Origin of the sequence: Pseudomonas multiresinivorans, assembly GCF_012971725.1 — a bacterium.
GTDB classification, from domain to species: domain Bacteria; phylum Pseudomonadota; class Gammaproteobacteria; order Pseudomonadales; family Pseudomonadaceae; genus Pseudomonas; species Pseudomonas multiresinivorans.
Window position 1 is genome coordinate 2,033,399 of sequence record NZ_CP048833.1, and the last position, 22,966, is coordinate 2,056,364.

General features: G+C 63.4%; 25 protein-coding genes and 1 tRNA gene. 23 read left to right on the plus strand and 3 right to left on the minus strand.

Annotated features, from left to right (window positions below):
- Window positions 1-78 precede the first annotated feature (78 nt).
- Window positions 79-1,203, plus strand: a complete 1,125-nt coding sequence (gene lptF / locus G4G71_RS09300) for an LPS export ABC transporter permease LptF (protein ID WP_024762888.1) — start codon at window positions 79-81, stop codon at window positions 1,201-1,203.
- Window positions 1,196-2,263, plus strand: a complete 1,068-nt coding sequence (gene lptG, locus G4G71_RS09305; RefSeq protein ID WP_169937034.1) for an LPS export ABC transporter permease LptG — start codon at window positions 1,196-1,198, stop codon at window positions 2,261-2,263. The genes lptF and lptG overlap by 8 nt, the downstream gene beginning before the upstream one ends.
- A gap of 120 nt (window positions 2,264-2,383) precedes the next feature.
- Here the strand turns inward: lptG and G4G71_RS09310 are convergent, their stop codons facing one another.
- Entirely contained in the window at window positions 2,384-2,893 is a 510-nt protein-coding gene (locus tag G4G71_RS09310; RefSeq protein ID WP_169937036.1) for an RDD family protein, read from the minus strand.
- A 161-nt stretch (window positions 2,894-3,054) separates the two neighbouring features.
- Between G4G71_RS09310 and G4G71_RS09315 the strand changes: the two genes are divergently transcribed.
- Window positions 3,055-4,605, plus strand: coding sequence for an EAL domain-containing protein (locus G4G71_RS09315; RefSeq protein WP_169937038.1), 1,551 nt, complete (start codon window positions 3,055-3,057; stop codon window positions 4,603-4,605).
- 44 nt (window positions 4,606-4,649) lie between these two features.
- Here G4G71_RS09315 and G4G71_RS09320 read toward each other — a convergent pair.
- Window positions 4,650-4,735 (minus strand) — tRNA-Leu (locus G4G71_RS09320).
- 106 nt (window positions 4,736-4,841) lie between these two features.
- Between G4G71_RS09320 and queA the strand changes: the two genes are divergently transcribed.
- From queA to G4G71_RS09350, 6 genes are all read left to right on the plus strand, one after another.
- Window positions 4,842-5,885 (plus strand): tRNA preQ1(34) S-adenosylmethionine ribosyltransferase-isomerase QueA, encoded by a 1,044-nt coding sequence (gene queA / locus G4G71_RS09325; RefSeq protein ID WP_169937040.1) that lies wholly within the window; start codon window positions 4,842-4,844, stop codon window positions 5,883-5,885.
- Window positions 5,886-5,897: 12 nt separating this feature from the next.
- Window positions 5,898-7,016: a tRNA guanosine(34) transglycosylase Tgt gene (gene tgt, locus G4G71_RS09330; protein ID WP_169942585.1), complete on the plus strand. Its 1,119-nt coding sequence runs from the start codon at window positions 5,898-5,900 to the stop codon at window positions 7,014-7,016.
- Window positions 7,017-7,054: 38 nt separating this feature from the next.
- Entirely contained in the window at window positions 7,055-7,396 is a 342-nt protein-coding gene (gene yajC / locus G4G71_RS09335) for a preprotein translocase subunit YajC (RefSeq protein ID WP_024762947.1), read from the plus strand.
- A 64-nt stretch (window positions 7,397-7,460) separates the two neighbouring features.
- Window positions 7,461-9,323: a protein translocase subunit SecD gene (gene secD, locus G4G71_RS09340; protein ID WP_024762948.1), complete on the plus strand. Its 1,863-nt coding sequence runs from the start codon at window positions 7,461-7,463 to the stop codon at window positions 9,321-9,323.
- A gap of 10 nt (window positions 9,324-9,333) precedes the next feature.
- Window positions 9,334-10,251 (plus strand): protein translocase subunit SecF, encoded by a 918-nt coding sequence (gene secF, locus G4G71_RS09345; protein ID WP_169937042.1) that lies wholly within the window; start codon window positions 9,334-9,336, stop codon window positions 10,249-10,251.
- A 157-nt stretch (window positions 10,252-10,408) separates the two neighbouring features.
- The gene (locus G4G71_RS09350) at window positions 10,409-10,945 is read left to right on the plus strand and encodes a glycine zipper 2TM domain-containing protein (protein ID WP_169937044.1); all 537 of its coding nucleotides are present in this window, start codon (window positions 10,409-10,411) and stop codon (window positions 10,943-10,945) included.
- Between the two features lie 213 nt (window positions 10,946-11,158).
- Here G4G71_RS09350 and suhB read toward each other — a convergent pair whose 3' ends face one another.
- Window positions 11,159-11,974, minus strand: coding sequence for a type III secretion system regulator SuhB (gene suhB, locus G4G71_RS09355; RefSeq protein WP_045210547.1), 816 nt, complete (start codon window positions 11,972-11,974; stop codon window positions 11,159-11,161).
- A gap of 147 nt (window positions 11,975-12,121) precedes the next feature.
- On the opposite strand from suhB, the gene trmJ reads away from it, so the two are divergent.
- From trmJ to G4G71_RS09425, 14 genes are all read left to right on the plus strand, one after another.
- Window positions 12,122-12,901: a tRNA (cytosine(32)/uridine(32)-2'-O)-methyltransferase TrmJ gene (gene trmJ, locus G4G71_RS09360; protein WP_045210545.1), complete on the plus strand. Its 780-nt coding sequence runs from the start codon at window positions 12,122-12,124 to the stop codon at window positions 12,899-12,901.
- Complete coding sequence (gene cysE / locus G4G71_RS09365; RefSeq protein WP_037010113.1) at window positions 12,894-13,673, plus strand: serine O-acetyltransferase; 780 nt, start codon at window positions 12,894-12,896, stop codon at window positions 13,671-13,673. The genes trmJ and cysE overlap by 8 nt, the downstream gene beginning before the upstream one ends.
- Before the next feature lie 140 nt (window positions 13,674-13,813).
- Complete coding sequence (gene iscR / locus G4G71_RS09370; protein WP_024762953.1) at window positions 13,814-14,308, plus strand: Fe-S cluster assembly transcriptional regulator IscR; 495 nt, start codon at window positions 13,814-13,816, stop codon at window positions 14,306-14,308.
- Window positions 14,309-14,336: 28 nt separating this feature from the next.
- A complete protein-coding gene (locus G4G71_RS09375; RefSeq protein WP_169937046.1) occupies window positions 14,337-15,551 on the plus strand; it encodes an IscS subfamily cysteine desulfurase in 1,215 nt (404 codons plus the stop codon).
- A 27-nt stretch (window positions 15,552-15,578) separates the two neighbouring features.
- Window positions 15,579-15,965, plus strand: coding sequence for a Fe-S cluster assembly scaffold IscU (gene iscU, locus G4G71_RS09380; protein WP_015478505.1), 387 nt, complete (start codon window positions 15,579-15,581; stop codon window positions 15,963-15,965).
- A gap of 26 nt (window positions 15,966-15,991) precedes the next feature.
- Window positions 15,992-16,315 carry an iron-sulfur cluster assembly protein IscA gene (gene iscA, locus G4G71_RS09385; protein ID WP_024762955.1) on the plus strand — a complete coding sequence of 108 codons (324 nt, stop codon included), beginning with the start codon at window positions 15,992-15,994 and terminating at the stop codon, window positions 16,313-16,315.
- 8 nt (window positions 16,316-16,323) lie between these two features.
- Complete coding sequence (gene hscB / locus G4G71_RS09390; protein ID WP_169937048.1) at window positions 16,324-16,845, plus strand: co-chaperone HscB; 522 nt, start codon at window positions 16,324-16,326, stop codon at window positions 16,843-16,845.
- Between the two features lie 44 nt (window positions 16,846-16,889).
- Window positions 16,890-18,749, plus strand: coding sequence for a Fe-S protein assembly chaperone HscA (gene hscA / locus G4G71_RS09395; protein WP_169937050.1), 1,860 nt, complete (start codon window positions 16,890-16,892; stop codon window positions 18,747-18,749).
- Between the two features lie 6 nt (window positions 18,750-18,755).
- A complete protein-coding gene (fdx, locus tag G4G71_RS09400) occupies window positions 18,756-19,094 on the plus strand; it encodes an ISC system 2Fe-2S type ferredoxin (RefSeq protein ID WP_024762958.1) in 339 nt (112 codons plus the stop codon).
- 14 nt (window positions 19,095-19,108) lie between these two features.
- Complete coding sequence (iscX, locus tag G4G71_RS09405) at window positions 19,109-19,309, plus strand: Fe-S cluster assembly protein IscX (RefSeq protein WP_017522288.1); 201 nt, start codon at window positions 19,109-19,111, stop codon at window positions 19,307-19,309.
- 250 nt (window positions 19,310-19,559) lie between these two features.
- On the plus strand, window positions 19,560-19,991 hold the full coding sequence (gene ndk / locus G4G71_RS09410; RefSeq protein WP_024762960.1) for a nucleoside-diphosphate kinase: 432 nt from the start codon (window positions 19,560-19,562) through the stop codon (window positions 19,989-19,991).
- 29 nt (window positions 19,992-20,020) lie between these two features.
- Window positions 20,021-21,169: a dual-specificity RNA methyltransferase RlmN gene (gene rlmN, locus G4G71_RS09415; RefSeq protein ID WP_169937052.1), complete on the plus strand. Its 1,149-nt coding sequence runs from the start codon at window positions 20,021-20,023 to the stop codon at window positions 21,167-21,169.
- 16 nt (window positions 21,170-21,185) lie between these two features.
- Complete coding sequence (gene pilW, locus G4G71_RS09420; protein ID WP_054907351.1) at window positions 21,186-21,944, plus strand: type IV pilus biogenesis/stability protein PilW; 759 nt, start codon at window positions 21,186-21,188, stop codon at window positions 21,942-21,944.
- Entirely contained in the window at window positions 21,944-22,966 is a 1,023-nt protein-coding gene (locus G4G71_RS09425; RefSeq protein WP_169937054.1) for a RodZ domain-containing protein, read from the plus strand. Before pilW ends, G4G71_RS09425 begins: the two co-directional genes overlap by 1 nt.

Genomic DNA, 22,966 nt, shown 5'->3' on the forward strand with positions numbered 1-22,966 from the left:
CCGCGCGCACCCGGCAATGCTTCACGGCGGCTAGTTTGAGCGTAGCCGCCTGAGCGTGACAACCCTGGAGTGTCCGGTTTGATTGTCTTCCGTTACCTGTCCCGTGAAGTGCTGATCACCATGAGCGCGGTGAGCGCCGTGCTGCTGGTCATCATCATGAGCGGCCGTTTCATCAAGTACCTGGCGCAGGCGGCCCAAGGCCTGCTCGATCCGGGTTCGCTGTTCATGATCATGGGCGTGCGCCTGCCGGGCTTCCTGCAACTGATCCTGCCGCTGGGCCTGTTCCTCGGCATCCTGCTGGCCTATGGCCGCCTGTACCTGGACAGCGAGATGACCGTGCTCACCGCCACCGGCATGAGCCAGCAGCGCCTGCTGGCCATCACCCTGGCGCCGGCGCTGTTCATCGCCCTGCTGGTGGCCTGGCTGAGCCTGTGGCTGGCGCCCCAGGGCATCACCCAGATGCAACTGTTGCTGAACAAGCAGGACGCGATGACCGAATTCGACACCCTGGCGCCGGGGCGCTTCCAGTCGATGCGCGACGGCACGCGGGTGACCTACACCGAGACTCTGGCCAATGAGCGCACCGAGCTGGGCGGGGTGTTCATCTCGGACAAGAACCGCCCGCGCAACGGCAAGGACGGCGGCACTTCGGTGCTGGTCGGCGCCACTGGCGTGCAGGAAATCCATGCCGACGGCAGCCGCTACCTGATCCTCAAGGACGGCTACCGCTACGACGGTACACCTGGCCAGGCCGATTACCGCGAGATCAAGTACGACACCTACGCCGCCTTGCTGCCCAAGCCGGAAGTGAGCAGCGAGATCGACGACCGCGATGCCATTCCCACCTCCGACCTGCTGGGCAGCGACGACCCGCGCATGAAGTCCGAGCTGCAGTGGCGCCTGTCCATCCCGCTGCTGGTGTTCGTGGTGACCGTACTGGCGGTGCCGCTGTCGCGCGTGAACCCGCGCCAGGGGCGCTTCCTCAAGCTGCTGCCGGCGGTGCTGCTGTACATGGCCTACCTGGCCCTGCTGATCGCCGGGCGCGGCATGCTCGACAAGGGCAAGATCCCCATGGCCCTCGGCCTGTGGTGGATCCACGGGATATTCCTGGCCATCGGCCTGCTGTTGTTGTACTGGGAGCCGCTGCGTCTGAAGCTGGCCGCCAAGCGAGCGAAGTCGGGCGGGGAGCTGAAGCATGCGTAAGCTGGATCGTTACATCGGCACGACCGTCTTCGTTTCCATTCTCGCGGTACTCGGGGTGATCCTCGGCCTGGCCGAGCTGTTCGCCTTCGTTGACCAGCTGGGGCAGATCAGCGACACCTACACCCTCGGCGAGGCGCTCAAGTTCGTCCTGCTGACCGCGCCGAGCCGTGGCTACGACATGCTGCCCATGGCGGCGCTGATCGGCTGCCTGGTCGGCCTGGGTACCCTGGCCAGCAACAGCGAGCTGACCATCATGCGCGCCGCGGGCGTGTCACTACAGCGCATCGTCTGGGCGGTGATGAAGCCGATGCTGGTGCTGATGTTCGCCGGCATCCTGGTGGGCGAGTACGTGATTCCCTACACCGAAACCGCTGCCCAGAGCGGTCGCGCCCTGGCCCAGAGCGGCAACGGCTCGCAAAGCTCGAAGTCTGGCCTGTGGCACCGCCAGGGGCATGAGTTCATCCACATCAACGTGGTGCGCCCGGACGGCGTGCTGCTGGGGGTGACGCGTTACGACTTCGACGAGAACCGTCGCCTGCAGACCGCGAGTTTCGCCCGCCAGGCGGTCTTCGAGAACAACCAGTGGCAGCTGCAGGATGTGTCCACCACGGTGCTGCATGCTGCGGAAAAACGCAGTGAGGTCGTGAGCAAGCCCAGCGAGGCCTGGAATATCCAGCTCAGCCCGCAACTGCTCAATACGGTGGTGATGGAGCCGGAGGCGCTGTCGATCACCGGTCTGTGGGACTACATCCATTACCTGCAGGACCAGGGTCTGAGCTCCAACCGCTACTGGCTGGCGTTCTGGACCAAGATCCTGCAGCCGCTGGTGACGGCAGCCCTGGTGCTGATGGCGATCTCGTTCATCTTTGGCCCGCTGCGTAGCGTGACCCTCGGCCAGCGGGTGTTCACCGGCGTGCTGGTGGGCTTCACCTTCCGTATTGCCCAGGACCTGCTCGGTCCGTCCAGTCAGGTCTTCAACTTCCCGCCGCTGCTGGCGGTGCTGGTGCCTGCGGCGATCTGCGCCTTCCTCGGCACCTTGCTGTTGAAGCGGGCCGGATAAGCCTTGTAGGAGCGAGCTTGCTCGCGAACCTCTCGGCTCCGAGTGGATTCTGTTCGCGAGCAAGCTCGCTCCTACACAAAGCAAAAAGCCGGCAATCGCCGGCTTTTTTGTGTGCCGGGGTCAGCCCTGGCCCTGGGTGGCCTTGCGCACAGCTTTGGGAATCTGGATCACCAGGCTTTCCGAGTAGCGGTCCTGCCAGGTGCGTTTGTCCTTGTCCCAGAGCATCCAGAGGAAGCCCAGGCCCACGCAACCCCAGGAAGCGATGGCAATGACGAAGCGCAGCAGCGCCTGCATCAGGCTGATGCGCGTCCCGTCCGCGTTCTGCACGCGCACGCCCCAGACCTGCATGCCCAGGGTCTGGCCACTATGGGTCCAGAATTTCGCGAAGAAGGCGAACACGCTGATGAACAGCAGGCTGGACAGCAGCGGATCACCGGTCAGCGCGCCCTGGTCGGCCAGCATGCGGAGTTTCTCGCTGCCATAGATCAGGCGCAGGAAGCCTTGCTGGTAGATGAGCGTCACCACCATCAGCAAGGCCACGCAGAGCAGGAAGTCGTAGAACATCGCGGCAAAGCGACGGACGAGCGTGGCGGGCGGAAAGTCTCCCACGGGCTGGAGCTGCTTGGGCATGAGCGTCTTCTATGGAGGCTGGGATCGATGGGGCCGGGATTATACGGATTCCTTCGCACGGCGCCCGGCGGCGGAGGCTGTTCTAAGCTCAAACCACGTCGCTGCCCATGGGGGAGTGGCAATGCGCCGCAGGTCGCGGTGCCGTCGAGCAAGGATCAAGGATGCCGCTACGCAGCTACACCCGGCGCAGGCTGCTGCCCCGCCTGGTCTTTTCACTTTCCATGGCGCTGCTGCCGCTGCTGCTGGGCAGCGCCATCATCTATTGGCAGGCCTTGCGCAGCCTGACCGTCGAGGCCAGTACCGCTGCGAACGAAGCCGTGCGCCTGTTCGATGTGATGCTCGGCAATGCCAACGGCGCGGCCCGCGTAGCGCTACTGCATGCCGATGAGTCCTGCGACGAGGCGACCCTGGTACTCAGGGAGCAGGTCGCCGTGGTGCCGTTCGTCCGCTCGGTCAACCTGGCCCGCGACGACGACATCTACTGCACGTCGCTGTTCGGCGAGTTCGACGAGCTGCTGGACCCTTCTCTCTATGCGCAGGGGCAGTTGCGGATGATGGCAGGGAACCGGGTGACGCCGGACTCTGCCCTGCTGATCCTGCGTCGACCCCAGGGCAGCTATGCAGCGCTCGCCACCGTTGATGGCCGCTACCTGAGCAATACCCTGCAACTGGTCGATCAGCGCAGTGACCTGCAGTTGCAGGTGGGACGGCAGTGGATGGACGAGGAGGGCGCGGTGCGCGACGGCGATCCGGCGCCCATGCCGCTCGGGCACGTCGAGCGGCGCTCGGAGCTGTTTCCGTATGCGGTGATCGGTGGCTTCCCTGCCGGGGCGCAGTGGCGGCATATCCGCGAAGACTCGCTGCCGCTGGTGGCGCTGATGCTTATGCTGGGCGGCGTCTCCGGCCTTGCCTGTTTCTGGCTCTGGGGCCGTTCCGCGACCCCGAGTCTGGAATTGGAGAGAGCCCTGCTGGCGGGGGAGTTCGTCCCCTACCTGCAGCCGCTGGTGGACGCACAGGACGGCCGCTGGATCGGCGCCGAGGTGCTGATGCGCTGGATTCATCCGCGCGAAGGGATGGTCGGGCCGGATCTGTTCATTCCCTTGGCCGAGCGCTCCGGGCTCATCGTGCCGATGACTCGCGACCTGATGCACCAGGTCGCCGATGGCCTGGCGCCACACGGCGAGTTGCTGGGCGATGGCTTCCACCTGGGCTTCAACATCAGCGCTCGGCACCTTGCCGAGCCGGGGCTGTTCGAGGAGTGTCAGGAGTTCCAGGCGCGATTCCTGCCGCATCGTCCTGAGTTGACCCTGGAGCTGACCGAGCGCGAGCTGATCGTCTCCAGCGCGGCCATCGACGAGCTGTTCGACAATCTCCATGCCCAGGGAGTCTGCCTGGCGATCGACGACTTCGGCACCGGTAATTCCAGCCTGGCCTATCTGCACCGTTTCAAGGTGGATGCGCTGAAGATTGACCGCAGTTTCGTCGCAATGATTGGAGTGGATGCGCTGTCCTCGCACATCCTCGACAGCATCGTCGAACTGTGCGGCAAGCTGAATCTGCGAATCGTCGCCGAGGGCGTGGAGACCGAGGAGCAGTGGCGCTACCTGGCGCAATGCGAAGTGGATGTGCTGCAGGGCTATCTGTTCGGCAAGCCGATGGCGCTGGCGGCCTTCATCGAAGCGCTGAAGGCCAGAAACGAAAAAGCCCGCTGAATGAGCGGGCTTTCAAGTGTTCCCTCCACTGAGGAGAGGGAGGATGGTGCCCCGGGAGAGACTCGAACTCTCACTCTGTCGCCAGAAACGGATTTTGAATCCGCCGCGTCTACCATTCCGCCACCGAGGCAATCGGCGCGCAGTATAGGGAGCCGCTCTGCGCCGGTCAATCGGCTCGAATGGTCAGAATTTGGCATTTCCAGTAAGATACGCGCCCCTTCGAGATAGCTCTTCCCATGCGCGTCGCTGACTTTCATTTCGACCTGCCCGAGGCGTTGATCGCCCGCCATCCGCTTCCCGAGCGCCGCTCCAGCCGTCTGCTGGTGCTGGACGGTCCGAGCGGCGAGCTCAGCCATCGGCAATTCGCTGACGTCCTCGGCTTCCTCCAGCCGGGTGACCTGATGGTGTTCAACAACACCCGGGTGATTCCTGCCCGCCTGTTCGGCCAGAAAGCTTCCGGCGGCAAGCTGGAAATCCTCGTGGAGCGCGTGCTGGACAGCCACCGTGTGCTGGCCCACGTGCGTTCCAGCAAATCGCCCAAGCCGGGCTCGAAGATCCTCATCGACGGCGGTGGCGAAGCTGAAATGCTGCAGCGCCATGATGCGCTGTTCGAACTGGGCTTCAGCGAGGACGTGCTGCCGCTGCTGGAGCGCGTCGGCCACATGCCGTTGCCGCCCTATATCGATCGCCCCGACGAGGACGCCGACCGCGAGCGTTACCAGACCGTCTACGCCGAACGCGCGGGCGCTGTTGCAGCGCCGACTGCCGGCCTGCACTTCGACGAGGCGCTGCTGGAGTCCATCCGCGCCAAGGGCGTGGAAACCGCGTTCGTGACCCTGCACGTCGGCGCCGGCACCTTCCAGCCGGTGCGTGTAGAGCGCATCGAAGACCACCACATGCACAACGAATGGCTGGAAGTCAGCCAGGACGTGGTCGACGCCGTGGCCGCCTGCAAGGCGCGCGGCGGCCGCGTGGTCGCCGTCGGCACCACCAGCGTGCGCTCGCTGGAAAGCGCCGCCCGTGATGGCGTGCTCAAGCCGTTCAGCGGCGACACCGACATCTTCATCTTCCCGGGCCGGCCGTTCCATGTGGTCGACGCCCTGGTGACCAATTTCCACCTGCCCGAATCCACCCTGCTGATGCTGGTCTCCGCCTTCGCCGGCTACCCCGAGACCATGGCTGCCTATGCGGCGGCAGTGGAGCAGGGCTATCGCTTCTTCAGCTACGGCGATGCCATGTTCATTACCCGCAACCCGGCACCGCGCGGCCCCGAGGACTGATCCATGAGTTTCATGAAATTCGAACTGCTGGCCACTGAAGGCAAGGCCCGTCGCGGCCGCCTGACCTTCCCGCGCGGTGTGGTGGAAACCCCGGCTTTCATGCCGGTGGGCACCTACGGCACCGTGAAGGGCATGCTCCCGCACGACATCGAGGGCATCGGCGCGCAGATCATCCTCGGCAATACCTTCCACCTGTGGCTGCGCCCGGGTACCGAGGTGATCCAGAAGCACGGCGACCTGCATGACTTCATGCAGTGGAAGGGGCCGATCCTCACCGACTCGGGCGGCTTCCAGGTGTTCAGCCTGGGCGCGCTGCGCAAGATCAAGGAGGAGGGCGTGTACTTTGCTTCGCCGGTAGATGGCGCCAAGGTCTTCATGGGCCCGGAAGAGTCCATGGCCGTGCAGCGTGCACTGGGCTCGGACATCGTGATGATCTTCGACGAGTGCACCCCGTACCCGGCCGAGTTCGACGTGGCCAAGCGCTCCATGGAGCTGTCGCTGCGCTGGGCCAAGCGCTCGAAAGCTGCTCACGGCGACAGTCCGTCGGCGCTGTTCGGCATCGTCCAGGGCGGCATGCACGAAGAGCTGCGCATGCGCTCGCTCGAAGGCCTGCAGGAAATCGGCTTCGACGGCCTGGCCATCGGCGGCCTTTCGGTGGGCGAGCCCAAGGAAGAGATGATCCGCGTGCTGGACTTCCTGCCCAAGCACATGCCGGCTGACAAACCTCGTTACCTGATGGGTGTGGGCAAACCCGAGGACCTCGTGGAAGGTGTGCGCCGGGGCGTCGACATGTTCGACTGCGTCATGCCCACCCGCAATGCGCGCAATGGCCACCTTTTCGTTGACACCGGGGTGATCAAGATCCGCAACGCGGTGCACAAGCACGACGAATCTCCGCTGGACCCGACCTGCGATTGCTACACCTGCAAGCACTTCTCCCGCGCCTACCTCTACCACCTGGACAAGTGCGGCGAAATGCTCGGCAGCATGCTCAATACCATCCACAACTTGCGGCATTATCAGCGGCTTATGGCTGGTTTGCGCGAGGCAATCCAACAGGGTACATTGGCGAACTTTGTCGACGCCTTCTACGCCAAGCGCGGCCTTCCCGTGCCGCCGCTGGCGGACTGACCTTATTCATCGAAAAAGCTTTGAGACAGGAGTTTCCAATGAGTTTTCTGATCCCCGCTGCCTACGCTGACGCCGCAGCCCCGGCCGCTGCTGCTGGCCCGGCCGGTACCGGCTTCGAGTGGATTTTCCTGGTCGGTTTCCTGGTCATCTTCTACCTGATGATCTGGCGTCCCCAGGCCAAGCGCTCCAAGGAGCACAAGAACCTGCTGTCCGGTCTGCAGAAGGGCGATGAAGTCGTCACTTCCGCCGGCATCGCCGGCAAGGTGACCAAGGTGGCCGATGACTTCGTCGTCGTCGAGGTTTCCGACAACGTCGAGCTGAAGTTCCAGAAGGCCGCGATCGCCGCGACCCTGCCGAAAGGCACCCTGAAGGCGATCTGATCCACCTATTAGAAACCCAACCGACGGGGCGCAAGATGCGCCCCGCGTCATAACGGGCGGTGTCATGCTCAACAAGTATCCCCTGTGGAAGTATCTGCTGATCCTGGCGGTTCTGGCCGTCGGTTTCATCTACTCCGCACCCAACCTCTATCCTGACGATCCGGCCGTCCAGATCAGCGGCGCGAGCACCGCGCTGCAGGTCACCCAGGCCGATGTGGACAAGGCCAGCAAAGCGCTCGCCGACGCTGGCATCGCCGTCAAGGCGGGCTCGCTGGGCAAGAACAGCGGCCTGATCCGCCTGGTCAAGCAGGAAGACCAGTTGCCGGCCAAGGACATCGTCCGCCGTGCGCTGGGTGACGACTATGTAGTCGCCCTGAACCTGGCCCAGACCACGCCGAACTGGCTGCGCAATATCGCCGCCCACCCGATGAAGCTGGGTCTGGACCTGTCCGGTGGTGTGCACTTCCTGCTGGAAGTGGACATGGACAAGGCCGTCGACGCTCGTATGAAGGTCTACGAGAACGAGGTCAAGAGTGCCCTGCGTAAAGAGCGCGTGCGCTACCGCAGCCTGCCGGTACAGGACGGCGGCATCCAGCTGGGCTTCACTGAAGAAGCCGACCTGGACAAGGCCAAGTCGATCATCGCCAAGGATTTCCGCGATTTCGAAACCGCCCAGAGCGAGCGCAATGGCATGCAGGTCCTGCGCCTGGCCATGACCGCCACCAAGCTGGCCGAAATCCGCGAATACTCGATCAAGCAGAACCTCACCACCGTCCGCAACCGCGTGAACGAGCTGGGCGTGTCCGAGCCGCTGGTACAGCGCCAGGGCGCCAACCGCATCGTCGTCGAGCTGCCGGGCGTGCAGGACACCGCCGAAGCCAAGCGTATTCTCGGCAAGACCGCGAACCTGGAGTTCCGCCTGGCCGCCGAGCCGGATGCGATCAAGTCCTCCACTGAAACCTTCGATTTCCGCGAGCCGCGTCGTCCGCCGGCAACCCTGGAGCGCGGCGTGATCATCACCGGTGACCAGGTCACCGACGCCAGCGCCAGCTTCGACGAGAACGGCCGTCCACAGGTGAACATCCGTCTGGATGGCCACGGCGGCGAGCTGATGAACCGCGCGACCCGCAACAACGTCGGCCGCAGCATGGCGGTGGTGTTCATCGAGCAGAAGCCGATCACCCGCTACACCAAGCAGGTCGTCGACGGCGTCGAGCAGGAAGTCGCTGTCCAGGCGTTCAAGGAAGAGAAGCAGATCATCAGCCTGGCGACCATCCAGTCGCCGCTGGGCAACCAGTTCCGCATCACCGGCCTGGACGCTCCGGGCGAGTCCTCGGAACTGGCCCTGCTGCTGCGCGCTGGTGGCCTGGCTGCGCCGATGTACTTCGCTGAAGAGCGCACCATCGGCCCGAGCCTGGGTGCCGACAACATCGCCAAGGGTATCGATGCATCCCTGTGGGGCATGGTCTTCGTTTCCCTGTTCATCATCGTCATCTACCGCTTCTTCGGCGTGATCGCCACCGTCGCCCTGGCCTTCAACATGGTCATGCTGGTGGCGCTGATGTCGATCCTCGGTGCGACCCTGACCCTGCCGGGTATCGCGGGTATCGTGTTGACCATGGGTATGGCGGTGGACGCCAACGTGCTGATCTTCTCGCGGATACGCGAGGAACTGGCGGCGGGCATGTCGACGCAGCGGGCGATCCACGAGGGCTTCAACCGGGCCTTCACCGCGATCATCGACGCCAACCTGACCTCGCTGCTGGTCGGCGGCATCCTCTACGCCATGGGCACCGGCCCGGTGAAGGGCTTCGCCGTGACCATGTCCCTGGGTATTCTCACCTCGATGTTCACTGCCATTCTGGTCACCCGCGCAATGGTGAACCTGATCTACGGCGGCCGCGACGTTAAGAAGCTGTGGATCTAAGGGGCCAGAGATGAATATCAAGATCGGTACTATCAACTTCATGGGCGTGCGCAACATTGCGTTCGCCGCGACTCTGCTCCTGACCCTGATCGCCCTTGGCAGCTGGGTCTTCAAAGGCATCAACTTCGGCCTGGACTTCACCGGCGGTACGTCGATCAAGCTGAGCTACGAACAGCCTGCCGACCTCTCCAAGGTGCGTGAGCAACTGGTCGCCGCCGGTTACAGCGAAGCCGTGGTACAGAGCTTCGGCGACACCAAGGACGTGCTGGTACGTATGCCCAGCGAAGACCCGGAGCTGGGCAAGAAGGTCGCCACTGCGCTGCAGAAGGCTGATGCTTCCAACCCGGCCAAGGTGAACGGCGTCGAGTACGTCGGCCCGCAGGTGGGTGAAGAGCTGCGCGACCAGGGCGGCCTCGGCATGCTCCTGGCGCTGGGCGGCATCCTGTTGTACGTGGGCTTCCGCTTCCAGTGGAAGTTCGCCCTGGGGGCGATCCTCTCGCTGATCCACGACGCCATCATCGTGATGGGCGTGCTGTCGTTCTTCCAGATCACTTTCGACCTGACCGTGCTGGCTGCGGTGCTGGCGGTGGTGGGCTACTCGCTGAACGACACCATCGTGATCTTCGACCGGGTGCGCGAGAACTTCCGCGTGCTGCGCAAGGCCAGCCTGATCGAGAACATCAACATCTCGACCAGCCAGACCCTGCTGCGGACCATCGCCACCTCGGTGTCGACCCTGCTGGCCATCGCCGCTCTGCTGTTCTTCGGTGGCGACAACCTGTTCGGCTTCTCCATCGCCCTGTTCGTCGGTGTGATGGCGGGTACCTACTCGTCGATCTACATCGCCAACGTGGTGCTGATCTGGCTGAACCTGTCCAGCGAGGACCTGATTCCTCCGCCGAGCAAGGAAGTCGACGAGCGCCCGTAATAGAGCGCTCCGAGCTTTCGACAAAACTCCCGCTTCGGCGGGAGTTCTTGTTTGTGGGTAGTAGCTCACGGATTTGTTGGAACTTTCTTACAAATCCTTTGCTCCAAGGCAGGGTAAAGGGCAAGGCCCGAATGAGAAGAAAGACCAGGAGAACCCTATGAACAAGTCGTTGCTAATCGGTACCGTGCTGGGCGCTGTAGGCGTGACTGCCGGTGGCGCCGTGGCTACCTACAGTCTGGTGGACCGTGCGCCGCAATACGCCGAGGTGCTCGCCGTTCAGCCGGTCAAGGAAACCATCAAGAATCCGCGCCAGGTCTGCAAGGCCGTGGCAGTGACCCATCAGCGTCCGGTCAAGGACCAGCACCAGATTGCCGGTACCGCCATTGGCGCCATTGCCGGCGGCCTGCTCGGCAACCAGATCGGCGGCGGCAACGGCAAGAAGATCGCCACCGTGGCAGGCGCCATCGGCGGCGGCTACGCGGGTAACAAGGTGCAGGAAGGCATGCAGGAGCGTGATACCTACACCACCACCGAAACCCGCTGCAGCACCGTCAACGATACCAGCGAGAAGGTCGTCGGCTACGACGTGAAGTACCTGCTCGATGGCAAGGCTGGTCAGGTCCGCATGGATCGTGATCCGGGCTCGCAGATTCCGGTCGACAAGAGCGGTCGACTGATCCTGGGTCAGCAGTAAGCAGTCGCCAGGTGTAAGTGGAAAAGGCGCCCATCGGGCGCCTTTTTCTTTTTCGCCCTTGTGTAGGAGCGAGCTTGCTCGCGAACCGCCCCGCGTCGTGGCGCCAGAAGAAAGAGCAAAAGCTTCGCGAGCAAGCTCGCTCTTACAGGAAGGGTTTTCTTGCGGGCACAAAAAAGCCCGGCACTGCCGGGCTTTTTCTCGCGTCACTCAAGCTCAGCGCTTGAGCGAGGCCGGCAGGTGCGGCTGGATGCTGGTCAGCAGCGCTTTGAAGCACTTGGTGTTGCCGGCAACGATCTGGCCTTTCTCGAGGAATTCGTGGCTGCCGGTGAAATCGCTCACCAGGCCGCCCGCTTCCTGGATCAGCAGGGCGCCAGCTGCCATGTCCCACTCGGACAGGCCGAATTCCCAGAAGGCGTCGTAGCGGCCGGCGGCTACGTAGGCCAGGTCCAGGCTGGCGGCGCCAGCGCGGCGGATGCCGGCGGTCTGGCCGACCAGGCTGCGGAACATGCCCAGGTAGGCGTCCAGGTTGTCCATCTGGCTGTCGCGGAACGGGAAGCCGGTGCCGAGGAGGGCGCCTTCCAGGCTCTTGCGGTTGCTGACGCGCAGGCGGCGACCGTTCAGTGCGGCGCCACGGCCACGGCTGGCGGTAAATTCTTCCTGGCGGACCGGGTCGAGAACCACTGCGTGCTCGAGGCGGCCGCGGTATTTGCAGGCGATGCTGACGGCGTAGTGCGGGACGCCGTGGATGAAGTTGGTGGTGCCGTCCAGCGGGTCGATGATCCACAGGTAATCGGCGCCTTCGCCGCTGCCTTCGAGCATGCCGCCTTCTTCGCCCATGATCCCGTGGTTCGGGTAGGCCTTGCGCAGGGCGGTGACGATGGAGAGTTCGGCCGCGCGATCGACTTCGGTGACGTAGTCGTTGGCTTCTTTCTCGTTGACCGACAGGGTATCCAGGCGTTCGATGGAGCGGAAGATCAGTTCACCGGCGCTGCGAGCGGCGCGCAGGGCGATATTCAGCATAGGCTGCATGGAGAGGTCACCTGGGTCGTTAAAGAAAGCCGAACATTCTAGCAGAAAGCCATGGAGTTCATAGAGCGACCTGTCGCCTGCGTGGCGCAAGCCCCACTGCTGCGGTAGGATTCCCTCCCTTTTTCGCTTTATGTGTGGAGTCGCGCGTTGCTCGACAAAATTCGCGTGGTGCTGGTCAACACCAGCCATCCCGGCAATATCGGCGGTACGGCCCGTGCGATGAAGAACATGGGCCTTTCGCGCCTCGTGCTGGTCGATCCGATGGATTTTCCCAGTGGTGAAGCTCGCGCCCGTGCTTCCGGCGCCGATGACATCCTCGACGCGGCCGTGGTCGTTCCGACCCTGGAAGATGCCCTGGCGGGTTGCAGCCTGGTGCTGGGCACCAGCGCGCGCGATCGCCGCATTCCCTGGCCGTTGCTGGACCCCCGCGAGTGCGCCACCACTAGCCTGGAACACGTCCAGCAGGGTGGGGAGGTCGCGCTGGTATTTGGCCGCGAATATGCCGGCCTGACCAACGAAGAGCTGCAGCGATGTCAGTTCCACGTGCACATCCCGGCCAATCCCGAGTTCAGCTCGCTGAACCTGGCGACGGCGGTGCAGGTGCTGGTCTACGAGGTGCGCATGGCTTGGCTGGCCGCTGAAGGTCAGCCGACCAAGCACGAGAAGGTCGAGTCCACGGCGATGCTCAACAGCGTCCCGGTGACGTCGGATGAGCTGGAGCGCTTCTATGCGCACCTGGAATCGACCCTGGTGGATATCCAGTTCCTCGACCCGCAGAAGCCGCGCCACCTGATGTCGCGCCTGCGTCGCCTGTACGGCCGCAGCGGCGTCAGCAAGCTGGAGATGAATATCCTGCGGGGTATTCTCACCGAGACACAGAAGGCTGCCCGCGGGGAGCTTTCCAAGCGGAGTGATGAAGATGTTTGAGCGTGTACGCGAGGATATCCAGAGCGTATTCCATCGTGACCCGGCGGCGCGCAACGCCTTCGAGGTGCTGACCTGCTATCCGGGGTTGCATGCCGTCTGGCTGCATCGTCTGGCTCATGGCCTGTGGGCGTCCGGCTGGAAATGGCTGGCGCGCATGGTGTCGAACTTCGGTCGCTGGATGACCGGCATCGAGATCCATCCGGGTGCGAAGATCGGTCGCCGGTTCTTCATCGATCACGGCCTGGGTATCGTCATCGGCGAAACCGCCGAGATCGGCGATGACGTGACCATCTACCAGGGCGTAACCCTGGGCGGCACAAGCTGGAACAAGGGCAAGCGCCATCCGACCCTGGCCGATGGCGTGGTGGTGGGGGCGGGCGCCAAGGTGCTTGGTCCGTTCACCGTCGGCGCCGGGGCCAAGGTTGGTTCCAATGCCGTGGTGACCAAGGAGGTACCGCCTGGGGCTACCGTCGTGGGTATTCCGGGTCGCATCATCGTCAAGGATGACGCGGATCAGGCGGCCAAGCGCCAGGCCATGGCAGAAAAGCTCGGATTCGATGCCTACGGCGTCAGCCAGGACATGCCCGACCCGGTGGCGCGCGCCATCGGTCAGTTGCTCGATCACCTGCAGGCGGTCGACGGCCGTCTGGAAGGCATGTGCAAGGCTCTGACGGCTTTGGGCAGTGACTACTGTGCCAAGGATCTTCCGGTTCTGCGGGAAGAGGACTTTGCCGGGGTCAAGGATCAGGAGAGCAGCCAGTCGGCGCAGTGATGCGCCGACGCCGCTATTGCTGTTAGAATGCGGCGCCGTTCGCTGGCTAAATCCGACTAAAGTAATAGGTCTTATAGTTGACTTAAATAGTCGGAAAAGAGCATACTCCCGCCATACCAGCGATTCTTCCGGATTTCCCCATGCGATTGACCACCAAAGGCCGCTATGCCGTCACCGCCATGCTCGACCTGGCGTTGCACGCCCAGCGTGGCCCGGTTTCTCTCGCCGATATCTCCGAACGCCAGGGTATATCCCTGTCCTACCTGGAACAGCTGTTCGCCAAGTTGCGCCGTGGCAACCTGGTGGTCAGCGTGCGCGGTCCGGGCGGTGGCTATCAGCTGTCCCGCGACATGACCGGCATCCACGTCGCCCAGGTGATCGATGCGGTCAACGAGTCGGTCGACGCCACCCGCTGTCAAGGTCAGGGCGACTGCCACTCCGGCGATACCTGCCTGACCCACCACCTGTGGTGCGACCTCAGTCAGCAGATTCACGAGTTTCTCAGCGGCATCAGCCTGGCCGACCTGGTCGAGCGCCGCGAAGTTCAAGAGGTCGCCCAGCGCCAGGACGAGCGTCGCTGCTCGGGCAGCAAGTCGCTGCGCCTCGACAAGATTGAAGCGTCCGCCATCGATTGAGCGAACGCCCGCCTGTAGGAGTTACCTGATGAGATTGCCGATTTACCTCGACTACTCCGCCACCACCCCGGTGGATCCGCGTGTCGCTCAGAAAATGGCCGACTGTCTGCTGGTTGACGGCAATTTCGGCAACCCGGCTTCGCGTTCCCACCTCTTCGGCTGGAAGGCCGAGGAAGCGGCTGAGAACGCCCGTCGCCAGGTCGCCGAGCTGGTCAATGCCGACCCCCGCGAGATCGTCTGGACGTCCGGTGCCACCGAGTCCGACAACCTCGCCGTCAAGGGTGTCGCGCACTTCTACGCGACCAAGGGCAAGCACATCATCACCTCGAAGATCGAGCACAAGGCGGTCCTGGATACCTGCCGCCAGCTGGAGCGCGAAGGCTTCGAAGTGACCTATCTGGAGCCGACTCCCGAGGGCATTATCACCCCGGCAATGGTCGAGGCCGCCCTGCGTGACGACACCATCCTGGTCTCGGTCATGCACGTGAACAACGAAGTCGGCAGCATCAACGATATTGCCGCCATCGGCGAGCTGACCCGTTCGCGCGGCATCCTGCTGCATGTCGACGCTGCTCAGTCCGCCGGCAAGGTGGACATCGACCTGGAAAAACTCAAGGTCGACCTGATGTCCTTCTCTGCCCACAAGGTCTATGGCCCCAAAGGCATGGGCGCTCTGTACGTGCGCCGCAAGCCGCGTGTACGTCTGGAAGCCCAGATGCACGGTGGCGGCCACGAGCGCGGCATGCGTTCGGGCACCCTGGCGACCCACCAGATCGTCGGCATGGGCGAAGCCTTCCGCATCGCCAAGGAAGAAATGCACCAGGAAATGGCCCGCATCGAAGGCCTGCGCAAGCGCTTCTTCGATCAGGTGCAGGACCTGGAAGAGCTGTATCTCAATGGCAGCCCGGTTTCCTACGCACCGAACATCCTCAACGTCAGCTTCAACTACGTCGAAGGCGAGTCGCTGATGATGTCGCTCAAGGACCTGGCCGTTTCGTCCGGTTCCGCCTGCACCTCGGCCTCGCTGGAGCCGTCCTACGTGCTCCGCGCCCTGGGTCGCAACGACGAACTGGCGCACAGCTCCATCCGTTTCAGCTTCGGCCGCTTCACCACCGAAGAAGAGGTCGATTACGCCGCCAAGAAGGTGGTGGAAGCCGTTTCCAAGCTGCGTGAGCTCTCGCCGCTGTGGGATATGTTCAAAGAGGGTGTCGACCTGTCCAAGGTCGAATGGCAGGCCCACTGACCCGCCCCGTAGAAGTGAGGATTAGCCATGGCTTACAGTGACAAGGTCATCGACCACTACGAAAACCCGCGCAACGTCGGCAAGCTCAACGCCGAAGATCCGGATGTCGGCACCGGCATGGTCGGTGCTCCCGCTTGCGGCGACGTGATGCGCTTGCAGATCAAGGTCAACGAGCAGGGCGTCATCGAGGACGCCAAGTTCAAGACCTACGGCTGCGGTTCGGCCATCGCCTCCAGCTCCCTCGCCACCGAGTGGATGAAGGGTAAGACCCTGGACGAAGCAGAATCGATCAAGAACACCACCATCGCCGAAGAACTGGCTCTGCCGCCGGTGAAGATCCACTGCTCGGTACTCGCCGAGGACGCCATCAAGGCGGCCGTGCGCGACTACAAGCAGAAGAAAGGTCTGCTCTGAAGCGATTCGTTGAGTAAGGAGTTCCCATGGCCATCAGCATGACCGAAGCCGCCGCCAACCACGTTCGCCGCTCCCTCGAAGGGCGCGGCAAGGGCGAGGGCATTCGTCTTGGCGTGCGTACCACCGGCTGTTCGGGCCTTGCCTACGTGCTGGAGTTCGTCGACGAACTGGCAGCCGAGGATGAGGTGTTCGAGAGCCACGGCGTGAAGGTCATCATCGACCCGAAAAGCCTGGTCTACCTCGACGGCACGGAGTTGGACTTCACCAAGGAAGGCCTCAACGAGGGCTTCAAGTTCAACAACCCGAACGTGCGCGGTGAGTGTGGCTGCGGCGAAAGCTTCAACGTCTGAGGCTGGGTGTGGGTAGTCCCTGTCACTTTGCGCTATTCGACCTGCAGCCGGGCTTCCGGATTGATCTGGAAGCCCTTGGCAATCGCTACCGTGAGCTGGTGCGAACCGTCCATCCGGACCGTTTCGCCGATGCTTCCGAGCGCGAGCAGCGACTGGCGCAGTCCAAGGCCGCCGAGCTCAACGATGCCTACCAGACGCTGAAGAGCGTTCCGCGTCGTGCCCTGTACCTGCTGGCCCTGCGCGGCAATGCGTTGCCGCTGGAAGCCACGGTGCAGGATCCGGAGTTCCTCTTGCAGCAAATGCAGCTGCGCGAGGACCTGGAAGACCTGCAGGAAAGCGCTGATCTCGACGGCGTGGCGCAGTTCAAGCGTCAGTTGAAATCCGCCCAGCAGCGTCTGGAAGAGGATTTCGCCGATTGCTGGGATGATGCAGCCCGTCGTGATCTGGCCGAGCGTCTGGTTCGCCGCATGCAGTTCCTCGACAAGCTGGCGCAGGAAGTGCGGCAGCTCGAAGAGCGACTCGACGATTAATCCGCGCGGCCCGCGCCGCGCCCGATAGCCTGATTAGAAACCGCATGGCCCTACTGCAGATCGCCGAGCCCGGACAAAGTCCCCAGCCACACCAGCGTCGCCTGGCGGTGGGGATCGACCTGGGCACCACGAATTCCCTGGTCGCTGCCGTGCGCAGCGGCGTCGCAGCACCCTTGCCCGATGATCGCGGCGAAGTGATCCTGCCGTCTGCGGTGCGCTATCTCGCCGATCGCATCGAGGTGGGCGAGAGCGTTCGCGCCAACGCCTCGCAGGACCCGCTGAACTCCATCATCTCGGTCAAGCGCTTCATGGGGCGCGGCCTGGAAGATGTGAAGCAACTGGGCGGCCAACTGCCGTACCGCTTCACCCAGGGCGAATCGCACATGCCCTTCATCGAGACTGTCCAGGGTGCCAAGAGCCCGGTGGAAGTCTCGGCTGAGATCCTCCGCGTCCTGCGTCAGCGTGCCGAGTCCACCCTGGGTGGCGAGCTGGTTGGCGCGGTGATCACTGTTCCCGCCTATTTCGACGACGCCCAGCGTCAGGCCACCAAGGATGCTGCGCGTCTGGCCGGCCTGCACGTTCTGCGCCTGCTCAATGAGCCGACCGCTGCTGCTGTGGCCTACGGCCTGGACAAGAACGCCGAGGGCGTGGTCGCCATCTATGACCTGGGCGGCGGTACCTTCGATATTTCCATCCTGCGCCTGACCCGTGGCGTCTTCGAAGTTCTGGCCACCGGCGGTGATACCGCGCTGGGCGGCGACGACTTCGACCATGCCATTGCCGGCTGGATCATCGAGCAGGCTGGCCTCTCGGCCGATCTCGATCCGGGTGCCCAGCGCCGCCTGCTGCAGACTGCCTGCGCGGCCAAGGAAGCGCTGACCGACAGTGCCAGCGTGGCCGTTGCTTATGACAGCTGGTCTGGTGAACTGACCCGCAACCAGCTTGAGGCCCTGATCGATCCGCTGATCCAGCGCAGCCTCAAGTCCTGCCGTCGCGCAGTTCGTGATTCCGGTGTCGAGCTGGAAGAAGTCAGCGCCGTCGTCATGGTTGGCGGCTCGACCCGCGTACCTCGTGTGCGCGAACTGGTGGGCGACCTGTTCGCTCGCGACCCGCTGACCGACATCGATCCGGATCAGGTCGTCGCCATTGGCGCGGCCATCCAGGCTGATGCCCTGGCCGGCAACAAGCGCGGCGAAGAGTTGCTGCTGCTGGACGTGATTCCCCTGTCGCTCGGCCTGGAAACCATGGGCGGGCTGATGGAGAAGGTGATTCCGCGCAACACCACTATCCCGGTGGCGCGTGCTCAGGAGTTCACCACCTACAAGGATGGCCAGACGGCCATGATGATTCATGTGCTGCAAGGCGAGCGTGAGTTGGTCAAGGACTGCCGGTCCCTGGCGCGCTTCGAGCTGCGCGGCATTCCACCGATGGTAGCTGGCGCGGCGAAGATTCGCGTCAGCTTCCAGGTTGATGCTGACGGTTTGCTGGGCGTTTCCGCTCGCGAATTGTCCTCGGGCGTCGAGGCGAGCATCCAGGTCAAGCCTTCCTATGGCCTGACCGATGGCGAAATCGCTCGTATGCTGCAGGACTCCTTCCAGTATGCCGGCGATGATCTTGCTGCCCGCGCCCTGCGTGAGCAGCAGGTCGAGGCCCAGCGCCTGCTGGAGGCCGTGCAGTCGGCGCTGGACGCCGACGGCGAGCGCCTGCTGGAGGCCGACGAGCGCCTGGTCATCGATGCCGGCATGGACTCGCTGCGCGAACTGGCCACCGGCAGCGATACCGTCGCCATCGAACAACAGATCAAGCGTCTGTCCCAGCTGACCGACGCCTTTGCCGCGCGCCGTATGGACGCCACCGTCAAAGCCGCACTGGCCGGTCGCCGGCTCAACGAAATCGAGGAATAAGCGAAGATGCCGCAGATTGTCTTTCTGCCCCACGCCGAACACTGCCCGGAAGGCGCGGTGATCGAAGCCCAGCCGGGCGAAACCATCATGAAGGCAGCGCTGCGCAATGGCATCGAGATCGAGCATGCCTGCGAGATGTCCTGTGCCTGCACCACCTGCCACGTGATCGTGCGCGAAGGCTTCAACTCGATGGAAGCCTCCGACGAGCTGGAAGACGACATGCTGGACAAGGCCTGGGGTCTGGAGGCTGATTCGCGCCTGTCCTGCCAGGCTGTGGTCGGCGAGACGGACCTGGTGGTGGAAATTCCGAAGTACACCATCAACCAGGTGTCCGAAGGTCACTGAAGCGGAGCGTTCACATGAGTCTGAAATGGGTTGATGTGCTCGAAATCGCCATCCAGTTGGCCGAATCCAAGCCGGATGTCGATCCGCGCTACGTGAATTTCGTCGATCTGCACCGCTGGGTGCTGGCATTGCCGGAGTTCAGCGACGATCCTTCCCGCGGCGGGGAGAAGGTCCTGGAGGCCATCCAGGCCGCCTGGATCGAGGAAGCCGACTGAGGGCGCGGCTCACCAGAGCCGCGTACCCATTTGTCATGAACCCGCGTATAATTCGCGGGTTTTATCTTTAGGTGAGCTGTCGAAAATTTCCCCAGGGGAATTTTCCAGTCGCCGGCCCTGTCGCAGTCGGGCCGGTTTCGCGGCTGCCGCCCAACGGGCGTGGCGCGCGGCAAACCCTAGAATCGCAGGAGCTCCTGGCCACGCCAGGGGCTTCTTGGCATTACCAACCTTGCTTTTCGGAGTTATTTCCATGGCCCTGCAACGTACCTTCTCCATCATCAAGCCCGACGCCGTTTCCAAGAACGTCATCGGCGAAATCCTGACCCGCTTCGAGAAAGCCGGTCTGCGCGTTGTCGCTTCGAAGATGGTTCAGCTGTCCGAGCGCGAAGCTGGCGGTTTCTACGCCGAGCACAAAGAGCGTCCCTTCTTCAAGGACCTGGTTTCCTTCATGACCTCCGGCCCGGTCGTCGTTCAGGTTCTGGAAGGCGAAGACGCCATCCTGCGCAACCGTGAGCTGATGGGCGCCACCGATCCGAAGAAAGCCGACGCCGGCACCATCCGCGCCGACTTCGCTGTTTCCATCGACGAGAACGCCGTACACGGTTCCGACTCGGAAGCTTCGGCTGCCCGCGAAATCGCTTACTTCTTCTCCAGCACCGAGGTGTGCGAGCGCATTCGCTGATCCGTCAGTGAATGAGCGAGGGTGAATCCATGACTGATACCGCTGTAAAGGCCAACCTGCTGGGCATGACCAAGCCCCAGCTCGAGGAATTCTTCGAGTCCATCGGTGAAAAGCGCTTCCGCGCCGGCCAGGTGATGCAATGGATTCACCACTTTGGCGCCGTCGAATTCGGCGCCATGACGAACGTCGGCAAGGCCTTGCGCGAAAAGCTCGAGGCCGTTGCCGAAATTCGCCCGCCGGAGATCGTCAGCCAGGACATTTCCGCTGACGGTACCCGCAAGTGGGTCGTACGCGTGGCCTCGGGCAGTTGCGTCGAGACCGTGTACATCCCGCAGGGCGGCCGCGGCACCCTGTGCGTGTCGTCCCAGGCCGGTTGCGCGCTGGACTGCAGCTTCTGCTCCACCGGCAAGCAAGGCTTCAACAGCGACCTGACCTCCGCCGAGATCATCGGCCAGGTGTGGATCGCCAACCAATCGTTCGGGACCATCCCGGGCAAGATCGACCGTGCCATCACCAACGTGGTAATGATGGGCATGGGCGAGCCGCTGCTGAACTTCGACAACGTCGTGACTGCCATGAGCATCATGATGGAGGACCTCGGCTACGGTATTTCCAAGCGCAAGGTGACCCTGTCCACCTCCGGCGTGGTGCCGATGATCGACAAGCTCGCCGAGGTGACCGACGTGTCCCTGGCCCTGTCGCTGCACGCGCCCAACGACGAACTGCGCAACAAGCTGGTACCGATCAACAAGAAGTACCCGCTCGAAATGCTGCTCGACTCCTGCTACCGCTACATCACGCGCCTGGGCAAGGAGCGCGTGCTGACGATCGAGTACACCCTGCTGGCCGGTGTCAACGACCAGCCCGAGCATGCCGAGCAGTTGATCGCATTGCTCAAGGATTTCCCTTGCAAGATCAACCTGATTCCGTTTAATCCGTTCCCGCATTCCGGCTACGAGCGGCCGAGCAACAATGCCATCCGCCGTTTTCAGGACATGCTGCACAAAAGCGGCTTCAACGTTACGGTTCGCACCACTCGCGGAGACGACATCGATGCCGCCTGTGGTCAGCTGGTAGGCCAGGTGATGGACCGCACCCGCCGCAGCGAACGCTATATCGCCGTACGACAGCTGGCCGCGGAAGCCGATCAGGCTCCGACCAACGCCAATCGAAACTGAACTAGGGAGGAATCCGATGACCCTGCGCGCCGCGCTGTTCTTGCTGTTGGCAACCGTGCTGACGGGTTGCGTGACGACTGGTAAACAGGATCCTCTGAAGACCGACAAGGGCCGGAACGAGGCGCGTGACGCCTATATCCAGCTCGGCATCGGTTACCTGCAGATGGGCAATACCGAGCAGGCCAAGATACCGCTGCGTCAGGCGCTGGAGATCGACTCGTCCAGCGCTGACGCCCACGCTGCGCTGGCGGTTGTCTACCAGACCGAAATGGAACCCAAGCTCGCCGAGAGCGAGTACCGCAAGGCGTTGTCCGCGCGTTCGGGAGATGCCCGCATCCTGAACAACTACGCGAGTTTTCTGTTCGAGCAGAAGCGCTACAAGGAAGCCTACGACACCTATATGAAGGCCACCGAAGACGGCCTTTACTCCGAGCGCTCGCGCATCTTCGAGAATCTCGGCATCGTCAGCCTCAAGCTCAACGACCGAGTCCAGGCCAAGCAGTACTTCGAGAAGGCCGTGCGCCTGAATCGCAATCAGCCGGGGGCACTGATCGAACTGGCTGACCTGAACTACCAGGATCGCGAGTACGTGCCTGCCCGGACTTTCTATGAGGAATACCTTAAGCAGGGCCCGCAGACCGCGCGCAGCCTGCTGCTGGGGATTCGACTGGCGAAGATTTTCGACGACCGGGATACCGCTGCCAGCTACGGGCTGCAACTCAAGCGCCTGTATCCCGCTTCTCCTGAATACCAGGCATACCAGGCGGATAAATAATGAATACGTCGCAGTCCGATGTCATCGGCACGACCCGCGCCAATCCTGGCGAGACCCTGCGCCAGGCGCGCGAGAACAAGGGCTGGAGCACCGCTCAGGTCGCCGGTCAGCTGAATCTCACCGAGAATGCGCTGCGCCAGCTGGAGCAGGGTTCCTTCGACCAGTTGCCGGGCCACACCTTCGCCCGTGGCTATATCCGCGCCTACGCCAAGCTGCTGGGCATGGACCAGGCTCAGATGGTCACTGCCTTCGATCAGTACACTGGCACCGATGCCAGCGGCAGCAACGTGCAGGCGCTCGGCCGAGTGGTCGAGCCGGTGCGCCTGTCGCGCAATCTGCTGCGCCTGTTCAGCCTGGTCCTGCTGGCCGTGCTGATCGGCTTTGGCTACTTCTGGTGGCAGGAACGCTCCGCGCGTCCGGCCGAGACGGGCAGCCTGAATATGGAGCACGTCGAGGTCGAGAGCGCCGACGGCACCACTGAAATCCATACCCTCGACGAGCCGGAAGACCAAGCCGTCGCGGAGGACCAGGCCAATACCCCGCCGGTTCCGTCCGAGCCCGCTGGCGACAGTGGCACCGCCGAGGCTCCGGTCGAAGGTGCTCCGCCGGCCACTGTCGCACCTGCCGCTCCGGGCACACCTGCCTCCCCAGAAGTCGCACCGGCTCCCGCACAGGCAGTTCCAGCCCCGGCGCAACCGCCGGCTGCGCAACAGCCCGCGGTACCGGCGAGCCCCGCTGCACCGGCTGGGGCGCCGGCTGCTCCCGTGGTCGCTGCCGCCGGCCAGGGTGTGGTCAAGGTTCAATTTGTCGCCGATTGCTGGACCCAGGTGACCGATGCCGACGGCAAGGTCATCCTCGAGGGCCTCAAGCGCAAGGGTGATTCGCTCGAAGTCGCCGCCAAGGCGCCGGTCCAACTGCGCCTTGGCTTTGCCCAGGGGGCACAGGTCAGCTACAACGGCCAGCCAGTCGAAGTCACGCCGGCGCGCGGTGGTACCGCTCGCCTGAAGTTGGGTGGACAGTAA